This window comes from Variovorax sp. MSC1_012 (assembly GCF_023667525.1).
In the GTDB taxonomy this organism is placed as follows: domain Bacteria; phylum Pseudomonadota; class Gammaproteobacteria; order Burkholderiales; family Burkholderiaceae_C; genus Variovorax; species Variovorax beijingensis_B.
Window position 1 is genome coordinate 3,661,575 of sequence record NZ_CM174443.1, and the last position, 13,989, is coordinate 3,675,563.

A 13,989-nucleotide genomic window follows, 5' to 3' on the forward strand; every position below is an offset into this window, starting at 1 on the left:
GGGCGTCGGATACCGGTCATGGCCGGTGATGCTAACCAGTTATTCGGACGCGGCGCCTTCGCTGGCGTCGGCCGTGGTGGAAACATCGCTGGTCGAACCGGCCAGTTCGGCGGCTTCGGATTCGGCGATGGCGCGGCGCTCGGCCTCGTCCATCTGATCCTTGGCCTTGCGCGCCTGGTGGTAGGCCATGCCGGTGCCCGCGGGAATCAGGCGGCCGACGATGACGTTTTCCTTCAGGCCGCGCAGCTCGTCGCGCTTGCCCATGATCGCGGCTTCGGTCAGCACGCGCGTCGTTTCCTGGAACGAAGCGGCAGAGATGAACGAGTCGGTCGACAGCGATGCCTTCGTGATACCCAGCAGCAGGTTGGTGAACGTCGCGGGGATCTTGCCTTCGGCGCGCAGGGCGTCGTTGGTGTTGAGCATTTCGCTGCGTTCGACCTGTTCGCCGGAGATGTAGCCGGTCTCGCCGATGTTGTCGACCACGACGCGGCGCAGCATCTGGCGAACGATCACCTCGATGTGCTTGTCGTTGATCTTCACACCCTGCAGGCGGTACACGTCCTGCACTTCGTCCACGATGTAGCGCGCGAGTTCTTCCGAACCCAAGAGGCGCAGGATGTCCTGCGGGTCCGCCGGGCCGTCGACCACGCTTTCGCCCTTGTTCACCACCTGGCCTTCGTGCACCAGGATGTTCTTTTCCTTCGGCACGAGGTCTTCCCAGACGGTGCCTTCGGGATCGGTGATCTGCAGGCGGATCTTGCCCTTCGTTTCCTTGCCGAACGACACGGTACCGGTCATTTCGGCCAGCATGCCCTTGTCCTTCGGCGAACGGGCTTCGAACAGCTCGGCAACGCGCGGCAGACCGCCGGTGATGTCGCGGGTCTTCTGGCCTTCGACCGGAATGCGCGCCAGCACTTCGCCGGGGCCCACGTCCTGGCCGTCGCGGATCTGCACCAGGGCACCGATCGGGAAGCCGATCGTCACCGAGTGGTCGGTACCCGGGATCTTCACTTCGGCGCCGGAGGCGTCGATGAGCTTCACCTGCGGGCGCACGACCTTGGCAGCGCCGCGGCGCTTCGGATCGATCACCACCAGGGTCGACAGGCCGGTCACTTCGTCCACCTGCTTGGCGACGGTGAGGCCTTCTTCCACGTTCTCGAACTGCGTCTTGCCGGCGAATTCCGTGATGATCGGGCGCGTCAGCGGATCCCAGTTGGCGAGCACGTGGCCGGCCTTGATCTGCTGGTCGGCCTTGACCGCCAGGATCGCACCGTACGGCACCTTGTGGCGTTCGCGCTCGCGGCCGTGTTCGTCATGGATGACGATCTCGCCCGAACGTGCAATCACCACCAGCTCGTTCTTGCTGTTGGTCACGTAGCGCATCGTGGCGTTGAAGCCGATCACGCCGTTGGACTTGGCTTCGACGCTCGAGGCCACCGCCGCACGCGATGCCGCACCACCGATGTGGAAGGTACGCATCGTGAGCTGCGTGCCGGGTTCGCCGATGGACTGCGCAGCGATCACACCGACGGCTTCGCCGATGTTGATCAGGCCGCCGCGGCCCAGGTCGCGGCCGTAGCAGGTCGCGCAGATGCCGAAGCGCGTTTCGCAGGTCAGCGCGGTACGCACCTTGACCTCGTCGACGCCTTGCGCCTCGAGCTCTTCGATGTTGTCCTCGTCGAACATCTCGCCGGCCTTCAGCAGCACCGAGCGGTTTTCCGGGTGCAGCACGTCGTCCGCAGCCGAGCGGCCAAGGATACGGTCGCGCAGCGACTCGATCACTTCACCGCCTTCGACGATGGCGCGCATCAGGTAACCGCCGTGCGTGCCGCAGTCCTGCTCGGTCACGACCAGATCCTGCGTCACGTCGACCAGGCGGCGGGTCAGGTAGCCCGAGTTCGCCGTCTTCAGCGCCGTGTCGGCCAGACCCTTGCGGGCACCGTGGGTGGAGATGAAGTACTCCAGCACGTTCAGGCCTTCGCGGAAGTTCGCGGTGATGGGCGTCTCGATGATCGAGCCGTCCGGCTTGGCCATCAGTCCACGCATGCCGGCCACCTGGCGAATCTGCGCTGCGGAACCGCGGGCGCCGGAGTCGGCCATCATGTAGATGGAGTTGAACGACTCCTGCTCCACTTCCTTGCCGTGGCGGTCGATGACCTTCTGCTTGGACAGCTTGGCCATCATGACCTTCGACACTTCGTCGCCGGCCTTGCCCCAGATGTCCACCACCTTGTTGTAGCGCTCGCCGGAGGTCACCAGACCCGAGACGTACTGCTGCTCGATCTCTTTCACTTCCTTGGCCGAGCGCTCGATGATGCCGTGCTTTTCGGCGGGCACCAGCATGTCGTCGATGGCGATCGAGATGCCGGCCTTGGTGGCCAGGCGGAAACCGTTCTGCAGCAGCTTGTCGGCGAACACCACGGTCTCTTTCAGGCCGCACTTGCGGAACGAGACGTTGATGAGCTTGGAGATTTCCTTCTTCTTCAGCGCCTTGTTGATGTTCGAGAACGGCAGGCCCTTCGGCAGGATCTCGGACAGCAGGGCACGGCCCACGGTGGTGTCCACCAGCGAGGTCGACGGCGTGAACACGCCGGTTTCCTTGTCCTTGGTGTATTCCGTGATACGCACTGCCACCTTGGCGGTCAGCTCGACTTCGTTGGCGTCGAGCGCGCGCTGCACTTCACCGATGTCGGAGAAGATCAGGCCCTCGCCCTTGCCGTTGATGCGGTCGCGGGTCGTGTAGTACAGACCCAGCACCACGTCCTGCGAAGGAACGATCGACGGTTCGCCCGAGGCCGGGAACAGCACGTTGTTGGAGGCCAGCATCAACGTGCGGGCTTCCATCTGCGCTTCCACCGACAGCGGCACGTGGACGGCCATCTGGTCGCCGTCGAAGTCGGCGTTGAAGGCCGCGCAAACCAGCGGGTGCAGCTGGATCGCCTTGCCTTCGATCAGGATCGGCTCGAACGCCTGGATGCCCAAACGGTGCAGCGTAGGCGCACGGTTCAGCATCACCGGGTGTTCCTTGATCACTTCTTCCAGGATGTCCCAGACCACCGGCGTGCCCGATTCGACTTCCTTCTTGGCAGCCTTGATCGTGGTCGCGATGCCCATGGCTTCGAGGCGCGAGAAGATGAAGGGCTTGAACAGTTCGAGCGCCATCAGCTTCGGCAGGCCGCACTGGTGCAGCTTGAGCGTCGGGCCCACCACGATGACCGAACGGCCCGAGTAGTCGACGCGCTTGCCCAGCAGATTCTGGCGGAAGCGGCCGCTCTTGCCCTTGATCATGTCGGCGAGCGACTTGAGCGCGCGCTTGTTGGCGCCCGTCATGGCCTTGCCGCGGCGGCCGTTGTCCAGCAGCGAGTCGACCGCCTCTTGCAGCATCCGCTTTTCGTTGCGCGCGATGATTTCCGGAGCCTTGAGCTCCAGCAGGCGGCGCAGGCGCGAATTGCGGTTGATGACGCGGCGATACAGGTCGTTCAGGTCGGAGGTCGCGAAGCGGCCGCCGTCCAGCGGCACCAGCGGACGCAGGTCCGGCGGCAGCACGGGCAGCACGTCGAGCACCATCCACTCGGGCTTGATGCCCGACTTGCGGAAGGCCTCCAGCACCTTCAGGCGCTTGGAGTTCTTCTTGACCTTGACTTCGGAGCCGGTCAGGTCGCCGCGCAGGCGTTCGATCTCGCTGTCGAGTTCGATGCCTTCGAGCAGGTCCTTGATGCCTTCGGCGCCCATCTTGGCGACGAACTCGTCGCCGTATTCCTTGCGCTTCGCGTCATAGTCGTCCTCGGACATGATGCCGAATTTCTTCAGCGGGGTCATGCCGGGATCGGTGATCACGTAGGCTTCGAAGTACAGCACGCGTTCGATGTCGCGCAGCGTCATGTCGAGCACCAGGCCCAGGCGCGACGGCAGCGACTTCAGGAACCAGATGTGCGCGCAGGGCGCGGCCAGGTCGATGTGGCCCATGCGCTCGCGGCGCACCTTGGTCTGCGTGACTTCGACGCCGCACTTCTCGCAGATCACGCCGCGGTGCTTCAGGCGCTTGTACTTGCCGCACAGGCACTCGTAGTCCTTGATGGGGCCGAAGATCTTCGCGCAGAAGAGGCCGTCGCGCTCGGGCTTGAACGTGCGGTAGTTGATCGTCTCGGGCTTCTTCACCTCGCCGAAGGACCACGAACGGATCTTCTCGGGCGAAGCCATGCCGATCTTGATGGCATCGAAATGCTCATCGGGCGTGAATTGCTTGAACAGGTCGAGTAGCGATTTCATAAGACTCTTTCCCTTTTCAAATTAAGAACGCTCGAGCTCGATGTCGAGCCCCAGCGAACGAATTTCCTTGACCAGCACGTTGAACGATTCCGGCATGCCGGCTTCGATCGAGTGCTCGCCCTTGACGATGCTTTCGTACACCTTGGTACGGCCTTGCACGTCGTCGGACTTCACGGTCAGCATTTCCTGCAGCACGTAGGCGGCGCCGTAGGCTTCCAGCGCCCACACTTCCATTTCGCCGAAACGCTGGCCGCCGAACTGCGCCTTGCCGCCCAGCGGCTGCTGGGTGACCAGCGAGTACGGGCCGGTCGAACGGGCGTGCATCTTGTCGTCCACCAGGTGATGCAGCTTCAGGAAGTGCATGTAGCCGACGGTGACGGGACGCTCGAACTGGTCGCCGGTGCGGCCGTCGTACAGGTAGGCCTGCGTGCGCGTCTCGGTCAGCCCCTTGAGCTTGGCGATGTCGTCCGGATAGGCGAGCTTCAGCATGCCGCGGATTTCATCTTCCGAGGCACCGTCGAACACCGGCGTGGCGAAGGTCGCACCGCTCTGCAGGTTGGCCGCCATTTCGAGCACGTCGGTGTCGCTCAGCTGGCTGAGGTCTTCCTTGCGGCCCGAGCCGTTGTACAGCTGCTCCATGAACTTGCGCAGTTCGGCCACCTTGGCCTCTTGTTGCAGCAGGTCGCCGATGCGGTGGCCGATGCCCTTGCCGGCCCAGCCCAGGTGCACTTCGAGCACCTGGCCCACGTTCATCCGCGAAGGCACGCCCAGCGGATTCAGACAGATGTCGCACGGCGTGCCGTCGGCCATGTGGGGCATGTCTTCGACCGGAACGATCTTCGACACCACGCCCTTGTTGCCGTGGCGGCCGGCCATCTTGTCGCCGGGTTGCAGGCGGCGCTTGACGGCCAGGTAGACCTTGACCATCTTGAGCACGCCCGCGGGCAGCTCGTCGCCCTGCGTGAGCTTCTTGCGCTTTTCCTCGAATGCGAGGTCGAAGCTGTGGCGCGTCTGCTCCAGCGAGTTCTTGATCGACTCGAGCTGCGTGGCCACTTCGTCGTCCGCCGGGCGGATGTCGAACCAGTGGAACTTCTCGACTGACGACAGGTAGGCCTTGTCGAGCTTGGTGCCCTTGGCCAGCTTGTTCGGGCCGCCGTTGGCAACCTTGCCGGTCAGCAGCTTCTCGATACGGTCGAACGCGTCGGCTTCGACGATGCGAAGCTGGTCGTTCAGGTCGAGGCGGAAGCGCTTGAGCTCGTCGTCGATGATCTGCTGGGCGCGCTTGTCGCGCGTGATGCCTTCGCGAGTGAACACCTGCACGTCGATCACGGTGCCTTGCGAGCCCTGGTCCACGCGCAGCGACGTGTCCTTCACGTCGGAAGCCTTCTCGCCGAAGATGGCGCGAAGCAGCTTCTCTTCAGGCGTCAGCGTGGTCTCGCCCTTCGGCGTGACCTTGCCCACCAGCGTGTCGCCCGGCTGCACTTCGGCACCCACGTAGATGATGCCGGACTCGTCCAGGCGGTTGAGCTGCTGCTCGGCCAGGTTCGGGATGTCGCGCGTGATTTCCTCGGCACCGAGCTTGGTGTCGCGGGCCATCACCACCAGTTCCTCGATGTGGATCGAGGTGTAGCGGTCTTCCGCGACGACGCGTTCCGAGATCAGGATCGAGTCTTCGAAGTTGTAGCCGTTCCAGGGCATGAACGCGATCAGCATGTTCTGGCCGAGGGCCAGTTCGCCGAGGTCGGTCGATGCGCCGTCGGCCACCACGTCGCCCTTGGCGATCTTGTCGCCGCGCTTGACGATCGGGCGCTGGTGGATGTTGGTGTTCTGGTTCGAACGCTGATACTTGATCAGGTTGTAGATGTCCACACCGACTTCACCTGCTGCCGCTTCGGCGTCGTTCACGCGCACCACGATGCGGGTCGCGTCGACGTAATCGACGATACCGCCGCGGGTGGCCGTGACCACGGTGCCGGAGTCGACCGCGGAGACGCGCTCGATGCCGGTGCCGACCATCGGCTTCTCGGGGCGCAGCACCGGCACGGCCTGGCGCTGCATGTTGGCGCCCATCAGCGCGCGGTTCGCGTCGTCGTGCTCGAGGAACGGCACGAGCGAAGCAGCCACCGACACGATCTGTGCGGGCGACACGTCCATGTACTGGATGCGCTCGGCACCGACCAGGATCGATTCGCCGGCTTCACGCGCGGAGACCAGGTCGCCGGTCAGCTTGCCTTCCTTGTCCAGGACCGCATTGGCCTGGGCGATGACGTACTTGCCTTCCTCGATGGCCGACAGGTAGTCGATCTCGTTGGTGACCTTGCTGTCGACCACACGGCGGTACGGCGTCTCGATGAAGCCGTATTCGTTCAGGCGGGCGTAGAGGGCCAGCGAGTTGATCAGGCCGATGTTCGGGCCTTCAGGCGTTTCGATCGGGCACACGCGGCCGTAGTGGGTCACGTGCACGTCGCGCACTTCGAAGCCGGCACGCTCGCGCGTCAGACCACCCGGGCCAAGGGCCGACACGCGGCGCTTGTGGGTGATTTCGGACAGCGGGTTCGTCTGGTCCATGAACTGCGACAGCTGCGAGGCACCGAAGAATTCCTTCAGCGCGGCCGAGATCGGCTTGCTGTTGATCAGGTCGTGCGGCATCAGCGGCTCTTGCTCGGCCTGGCCCAGGCGTTCCTTCACGGCCTTCTCGATGCGGGCGAGGCCGGTGCGGTACTGGTTCTCGGCCAGCTCGCCGACGCAGCGCACGCGGCGGTTGCCCAGGTGGTCGATGTCGTCGACTTCGCCGTTGCCGTTGCGCAGGTCCACGAGGATCTTGACCACGGCCAGGATGTCTTCGTTGGTCAGCACCATCGGGCCGGTCGATTCGTCGCGGCCGACCTTGGCGTTGAACTTCATGCGGCCGACGCGCGACAGGTCGTACGTGTCCGGGTTGTAGAACAGGCGCTGGAACAGGGCCTGCACCGCGTCTTCCGTCGGCGGCTCGCCGGGGCGCATCATGCGGTAGATGGCCACGCGCGCCGCGAACTCGTCCACCGTCTCGTCGATGCGCAGGGTCTGCGAGATGTACGCGCCCTGGTCGAGTTCGTTGGTGTAGATCACCTGGATGTCCTGCACGCCGGCCGTGCGCAGCTTCTTCAGCAGTGCTTCGGTCAGTTCGTCGTTGGCCTTGGCCAGGATCTCGCCGGAGTCGGCATCGACGATGTTGCGGGCAATGACGCGGCCGACCAGGAAGTCTTCCGGCACGCTGATGTGCGTGGTGCCCGACTGCTCGAGCTCGCGCGTGTGGCGCGCGGTCACGCGCTTGTCCTTGGCGACCACGACCTTGCCCGACTTGTCGGTGATGTCGAAGCGCGCGACTTCGCCGCGCAGGCGCTCGGGAACGAATTCCATCTGCGCGCCGCTGTCCATCAGGCGGAAGTTGTCGTTCACGAAGAAGTTCGCGAGGATCGATTCCGGGTTCAGGCCGATGGCCTTCAGCAGGATCGTGACCGGCATCTTGCGGCGGCGGTCGACGCGGAAGTACAGCATGTCCTTCGGGTCGAACTCGAAGTCGAGCCACGAACCGCGGTAGGGAATCACGCGGGCCGAGAACAGGAGCTTGCCCGAGCTGTGCGTCTTGCCCTTGTCGTGTTCGAAGAATACGCCCGGCGAACGGTGCAGCTGCGAGACGATCACGCGCTCGGTGCCGTTGATGATGAAGGAACCCTTTTCGGTCATGAGCGGCACTTCGCCCATGTAGACCTCTTGTTCCTTCACTTCCTTGACCACCTTCGACTGCGACGTCGACGACTCGCGGTCATAGATGATGAGCTGTACCTTGGCGCGCACGGCCGAGGCGAAGGTCAGACCGCGGGTCTGGCATTCGCGCACGTCGAAGGCGGGCTTCGCAAGGTTGTACTCGAGGAACTTCATCTCGACAAAACCATTGTGCGAGACGATCGGGAAGGCAGCGTCGAACGCGGCCTGCAGGCCTTCGACGGTGCGTTGTTTGGGCGGAATGCCGGCTTGCAGGAACGCGGTGTACGCGTCTTTCTGCATCTGCAGCAGGTAGGGGATTTCGACGACGCTGTCGCGATTACCGAAACTTTTTCGGATGCGCTTGCGTTCGGTGTAACTGTACGCGGACGATTGGGCCATGAGAGCTCCGGAGCTTGAGATCTTCAGCGACTTGTCAGCAATGCCGAGGCACTACTGCTTGGCGGCTGGCCACTACCAGCCGTTGGCGGACAGCGATGCGTTGCACATCGCCCGAACCAAGGGGTCTTCTGCAGTCGGGGTCAGAAGACACTCGAAAACCGTCTTTTTTCCGGTTTTCGGGTGCGCTCTGAAAGCGGCAAAGGCTGGAGGGCCTTTTCAGGCACCTCCAGCCCTCTAGGGGGTCTGAATTACTTCAGTTCCACCTTGGCGCCAGCGTCTTCCAGCTTCTTCTTGGCGGCTTCAGCGTCAGCCTTCGACAGGCCTTCCTTGACTGCCTTGGGAGCGGCTTCCACCAGGTCCTTGGCTTCCTTGAGGCCCAGGCCGGTGATTTCGCGCACGGCCTTGATCGCCGAGACCTTGTTCGCGCCTGCATCCATCAGCATGACGTTGAACTCGGTCTGCTCTTCAGCCACGACGGCAGCAGCGCCACCGCCAGCAGCCGGAGCCGACATTGCCGCGGCGCTCACGCCGAACTTCTCTTCGATGGCTTTCACCAGGTCGTTGAGTTCCAGGACCGTCATGCTGTCGAGCGCGGTCAGAAATGCGTCTTTATCGAATGCCATTTTTGTTTCCTAACAATTGGGTTGAATATTTCAAACGCAAGGCTTATGCAGCCTGCGCTTCTGCCGGTGCATCGGCGGGTGCAGCTTCGCCACCACCGCGCTTCTCGGCCAGCGCCGCGAGCACGCGGGCGGTACGAGAGATCGGGGATTGCATCAAGCCCAGCAATTGCGCCAGCAGCACTTCCTTGGAAGGGATGTTGGCCAGTTGCTTCACGCCGTTCACGTCCAGGGCCTTGCCGCCGAATGCGCCGCCGCGAATCACCAACTTGTCGTTGGTCTTCGCGAAATCGGCCACCACCTTGGCGGCGGCCACTGCGTCTTCGGAAAAGCCATAGATCAGCGGGCCGGTCATCTGGTCGCCAACAATCTCAAATGCGCTACCAGCGACAGCACGGCGTGCCAGCGTGTTCTTCAACACGCTGAGGGTCACACCCTTGCTGCGAGCTTCGCTGCGCAGTTTGGTCATATCGGCCACCGTGATGCCACGGTATTCCGCCATCACGAGCGTTTGAGCTTTAGCGGCGAGGCTGGTCACATCACTGATGACCGCTTCTTTCTCACTGCGATTCAGACTCAAGGTCTACTCCTTTTAATGCGACCTTCGGCCGGGGCCTCGGATCGCGCTTCATGCAGCGACCAACTGTCAGGAACAAAAATCAAAATTCCTTGCAGTGGGGTCGCCATCTGCGCTGGATACCGGAAGGATCGATCCGGCAATTAAGTGCAGCGCCCTGCACACCAGCGGTCTTGGATGGCTCGCAGCAACCGGAGCTGCCGCGACCCACCACATCTGCCCTCTCCTTGCGGATCGGGCAAATCTCTTTAGCTCGCCGCGATGGTCTGCGTGTCCACTCGGACACCCAGGCCCATGGTCGACGACACAGCCACCTTGCGCAGGTACACGCCCTTGCTGGTCGCCGGCTTGGCCTTGACCAGAGCGTCGATCAGCGCGGCGAGGTTGCCTTGCAGCTTGTCGTTGTCGAACGAGCGACGGCCGATCGTGCCGTGCACGATGCCGGCCTTGTCGACGCGGAACTGGACCTGACCAGCCTTGGCGTTTTTCACGGCCGTGGCGACGTCCGGGGTCACCGTGCCAACCTTGGGGTTGGGCATCAGGCCGCGCGGGCCGAGGATCTGGCCGAGCGTACCGACCACGCGCATGGCGTCGGGGGCGGCAATCACGACGTCGAAAGGCATGTCGCCAGCCTTGACCATGGCAGCCAGGTCGTCCATGCCGACGATGTCGGCGCCGGCGGCCTTGGCTTCTTCAGCCTTGGCGCCCTGGGCGAACACAGCCACGCGCTTGGTCTTGCCGGTGCCGTTGGGCAGCACGACGGCGCCACGCACGACCTGGTCCGACTTCTTCGCGTCGATGCCCAGCTGCACGGCCACGTCGATCGATTCGTCGAACTTGGCGGTGGCGGCATCCTTGACGATGACGATCGCGTCAGCCAGCGGGTACAGCTTGTTGCTGTCGACCTTGCCTGCGAGCGCTTTTTGCTTCTTGGTGATCTTGGCCATTTACACGCCCTCCACATTCACGCCCATCGAACGGGCAGAGCCGGCGATGGTGCGAACTGCTGCGTCCAGGTCGGCGGCAGTCAGGTCCTTCATCTTGGTCTTGGCGATCTCTTCGAGCTGTGCGCGCGTGATCTTGCCGACCTTGTCGGTGTGCGGACGGGCCGAGCCCTTGTCCAGCTTGATGGCCTTCTTGATCAAGGTGATCGCCGGCGGCGTCTTGATGATGAAGGTGAAGCTCTTGTCAGCGAACGCGGTGATGACCACCGGCAGCGGCAGACCAGGCTCGACGCTCTGGGTCTGCGCGTTGAACGCCTTGCAGAACTCCATGATGTTCAAACCACGCTGGCCCAGTGCGGGACCGATGGGTGGTGACGGGTTGGCCTTACCAGCTGGGACTTGCAGCTTGATGAAGCCGACGATTTTTTTCGCCATGCTTTGCTCCTTGCGGGTGATATCGCCTTGGCTCTCGCCGCGGCTCCCCGGGGTTGAACGACTCTTCGATCAAGGCCGCGCGCCGAGTCGGACAACGCGCAGCCGAAAATGGTTCCGGCCCGAGGACCGGCGGGGCTCAGGTCTTTTCGACCTGGCTGAATTCGAGCTCCACGGGCGTCGCGCGGCCGAAGATCATGACCGACACGCTGACCTTGCTCTTTTCGTAGTTCACGTCTTCGACGGTGCCGTTGAAGTCGGTGAACGGGCCTTCCTTGACGCGCACGAATTCGCCGACGGTGAACTCGACCTTGTGGCGCGGCTTCTCGGTGCCCTGCTGCATCTGGCTGACGATGCCTTCGACCTCTTTCTGCGAGATCGGGGCCGGACGGTTCTTGGCGCCGCCGACGAAGCCCGTCACCTTGTTGGTGTGCTTCACCAGGTGCCAGCTCTCGTCGTCCATGATCATTTCGACCAGCACGTAGCCCGGGAAGAAGCGGCGCTCGGTGGTGCGCTTCTGGCCGTTCTTGATCTCGACCACTTCTTCGGTCGGCACCAGGATGCGGCCGAATTTATCCTGCATGCCGGCGCGGTTGATGCGCTCGATGATGTTGCGCTCGACGGCCTTTTCCATGCCCGAGTAGGCATGCACCACGTACCAACGCAGATCAGGATTGGCGGCGGGAGCCAGCACGGAAGTGCTTTCTTCCTCCGGTGTACCCGGCGTGGTGTCAACTGCGTTCACTGGATCAGCGGTCATTTATTTTCTCCAGCCCAGAATGAGGTCGAAAAACACCCATTCGAGCGTCTTGTCGGTGAGCCAGAGGAAAACGGACATGACAGCCACGAAGGCAAACACGTAAGCCGTCATCTGCATGGCCTCCTTGCGGGTCGGCCAGACGACTTTCTTGACCTCGCGCCACGAGTCGCGACCGAAAGCCCACAACTGGCGGCCATTCTCCGAGCTGCCGAAGGCACCCACGGCCGCGGCCAGGCCGACCAGCAGCGCAGCCCATTGCACCAGCGAGCCCTGGCGCGCCAGCAGGTAGAACGCCACGATGGCGCCCACTGCCAGCACCACCGACGCGGCCAATTTGGCCTTGTCGGCACCCGTGCTCACGGTTTCGATTTGAGAAGTGGCCATGTTCGGCTGATTTCCTGTGGCCTTTCGGCCTTCAATTCAATGCGCCTTCTTGAGACGCCGAAGCCCATCGGGTCACGATGGGCTTTTTAGCCTCCCATCGGGTCAACGATGGGGCTTTTCGGAGGTGCCACCTAAGTGGCAGGGGCAGTAGGAATCGAACCTACAACCTTCGGTTTTGGAGACCGACGCTCTGCCAATTGAGCTATACCCCTCCGGTACTCTTTGCTCGGCTTAGATGTCGAGGATCTTTGCCACGACGCCCGAACCCACGGTGCGGCCGCCTTCGCGGATGGCGAAGCGCAGGCCTTCTTCCATCGCGATCGGGTTGATCAGCTTCACGGTGATGCTGACGTTGTCGCCAGGCATGACCATTTCCTTGTCCTTGGGCAGCTCGATCGCGCCGGTCACGTCCGTCGTGCGGAAGTAGAACTGCGGACGGTAGTTGTTGAAGAACGGCGTGTGACGGCCGCCTTCGTCCTTGGACAGCACGTACACCTCGGCGGTGAAGTGCGTGTGCGGCTTGATCGAGCCGGGCTTGCACAGCACCTGGCCGCGCTCGACTTCTTCGCGCTTGGTGCCGCGCAGCAGCACGCCCACGTTGTCGCCCGCTTGACCCTGGTCGAGCAGCTTGCGGAACATTTCCACGCCGGTGCAGGTGGTCTTGACGGTCGGGCGGATGCCCACGATCTCGATTTCCTCGCCGACCTTGATCACGCCGCGCTCGACGGCGCCGGTCACCACGGTGCCGCGCCCGGAGATCGAGAACACGTCTTCCACGGGCATCAGGAAGGTGCCGTCCACGGCGCGCTCGGGCGTCGGGATGTAGGTGTCCAGCGCCTCGGCCAGCTTCATGATGGCTTCTTCACCGAGCTTGCCCTTGTCGCCTTCCAGGGCGAGCTTGGCCGAGCCGTGGATGATGGGGGTGTCGTCGCCGGGGAACTCGTACTTGTCCAGAAGCTCGCGCACTTCCATTTCGACGAGCTCGAGCAGTTCGGCGTCGTCCACCATGTCGCACTTGTTCAGGAACACGATGATGTAGCCCACACCCACCTGGCGCGCCAGCAGGATGTGCTCGCGGGTCTGGGGCATGGGGCCGTCGGCGGCCGAGCACACGAGGATGGCGCCGTCCATCTGGGCAGCGCCGGTGATCATGTTCTTGACGTAGTCGGCGTGGCCGGGGCAGTCGACGTGAGCGTAGTGGCGGTTGGCCGTCTCGTACTCGACGTGGGCGGTGTTGATGGTGATGCCGCGGGCCTTTTCTTCGGGCGCCGCGTCGATCTGGTCGTAGGCCTTGGCTTCGCCGCCGAACTTGGCCGACAGCACCGTGGCGATGGCCGCCGTCAGCGTGGTCTTGCCGTGGTCAACGTGACCGATCGTGCCCACGTTCACGTGCGGCTTGGTGCGGGTGAATTTACCTTTTGCCATTTTTCGACTCCGAAAAAAACGATTTCAACGCATGCAGATGGGTTGCAACCCTGCTATTGCAACCCCCTAAAAACTGGTGCCCTTTGCGGGAATCGGACCCGCGACCTCTCCCTTACCAAGGGAGTGCTCTACCACTGAGCCAAAAGGGCTTTGTCTAACCAATCGCTTTCCGGCGCCGAACCGGGTCTCTGGAGCGGGAGACGGGAATCGAACCCGCGTCATCAGCTTGGAAGGCTGGGGTTCTACCATTGAACTACTCCCGCATCGGGGGCACTTCAAGGCACCCAAAGCGCTAGATCCAATCGCTCTTAGAAACCAAATTCATCGCTGGTGGAGAGGGCTGGATTCGAACCAGCGTACTCGTTAGAGGGCAGATTTACAGTCTGCTGCCATTAACCACTCGGCCACCTCTCCGGCGAACCTCGAAATATA

General features: G+C 63.0%; 9 protein-coding genes and 4 tRNA genes. All 13 read right to left on the reverse strand.

The genetic code is table 11. The features are described from left to right. Positions 1-39 precede the first annotated feature (39 nt). The 13 genes from rpoC to L1081_RS17300 all read right to left on the reverse strand — a co-directional run bounded on the left by rpoC (position 40) and on the right by L1081_RS17300 (position 13,971). Positions 40-4,269, reverse strand: a complete 4,230-nt coding sequence (rpoC, locus tag L1081_RS17240) for a DNA-directed RNA polymerase subunit beta' (RefSeq protein ID WP_027730225.1) — start codon at positions 4,267-4,269, stop codon at positions 40-42. Positions 4,270-4,290: 21 nt separating this feature from the next. Continuing rightward, positions 4,291-8,415, reverse strand: coding sequence for a DNA-directed RNA polymerase subunit beta (rpoB, locus tag L1081_RS17245; protein ID WP_319440623.1), 4,125 nt, complete (start codon positions 8,413-8,415; stop codon positions 4,291-4,293). 248 nt (positions 8,416-8,663) lie between these two features. Beyond that, positions 8,664-9,038, reverse strand: a complete 375-nt coding sequence (gene rplL, locus L1081_RS17250; protein WP_319429248.1) for a 50S ribosomal protein L7/L12 — start codon at positions 9,036-9,038, stop codon at positions 8,664-8,666. Positions 9,039-9,081: 43 nt separating this feature from the next. Then, positions 9,082-9,615, reverse strand: coding sequence for a 50S ribosomal protein L10 (gene rplJ, locus L1081_RS17255; RefSeq protein ID WP_012745749.1), 534 nt, complete (start codon positions 9,613-9,615; stop codon positions 9,082-9,084). Positions 9,616-9,860: 245 nt separating this feature from the next. Next, complete coding sequence (gene rplA / locus L1081_RS17260) at positions 9,861-10,559, reverse strand: 50S ribosomal protein L1 (protein ID WP_319429245.1); 699 nt, start codon at positions 10,557-10,559, stop codon at positions 9,861-9,863. Beyond that, complete coding sequence (gene rplK / locus L1081_RS17265; RefSeq protein ID WP_012745747.1) at positions 10,560-10,991, reverse strand: 50S ribosomal protein L11; 432 nt, start codon at positions 10,989-10,991, stop codon at positions 10,560-10,562. It abuts the gene before it with no gap. A 136-nt stretch (positions 10,992-11,127) separates the two neighbouring features. Further along, positions 11,128-11,748 (reverse strand): transcription termination/antitermination protein NusG, encoded by a 621-nt coding sequence (gene nusG / locus L1081_RS17270; protein ID WP_489413267.1) that lies wholly within the window; start codon positions 11,746-11,748, stop codon positions 11,128-11,130. Then, entirely contained in the window at positions 11,749-12,132 is a 384-nt protein-coding gene (gene secE, locus L1081_RS17275; RefSeq protein WP_012745745.1) for a preprotein translocase subunit SecE, read from the reverse strand. 136 nt (positions 12,133-12,268) lie between these two features. Then, positions 12,269-12,344 (reverse strand) — tRNA-Trp (locus tag L1081_RS17280). Positions 12,345-12,363: 19 nt separating this feature from the next. Then, positions 12,364-13,557, reverse strand: a complete 1,194-nt coding sequence (gene tuf, locus L1081_RS17285; protein ID WP_012745744.1) for an elongation factor Tu — start codon at positions 13,555-13,557, stop codon at positions 12,364-12,366. 74 nt (positions 13,558-13,631) lie between these two features. Then, positions 13,632-13,706, reverse strand: a tRNA-Thr gene (locus L1081_RS17290). A gap of 40 nt (positions 13,707-13,746) precedes the next feature. After that, positions 13,747-13,820: transfer RNA gene (locus L1081_RS17295), tRNA-Gly, on the reverse strand. Positions 13,821-13,885: 65 nt separating this feature from the next. Then, a tRNA-Tyr gene (locus L1081_RS17300) sits at positions 13,886-13,971 on the reverse strand. Positions 13,972-13,989: the final 18 nt, after the last annotated feature.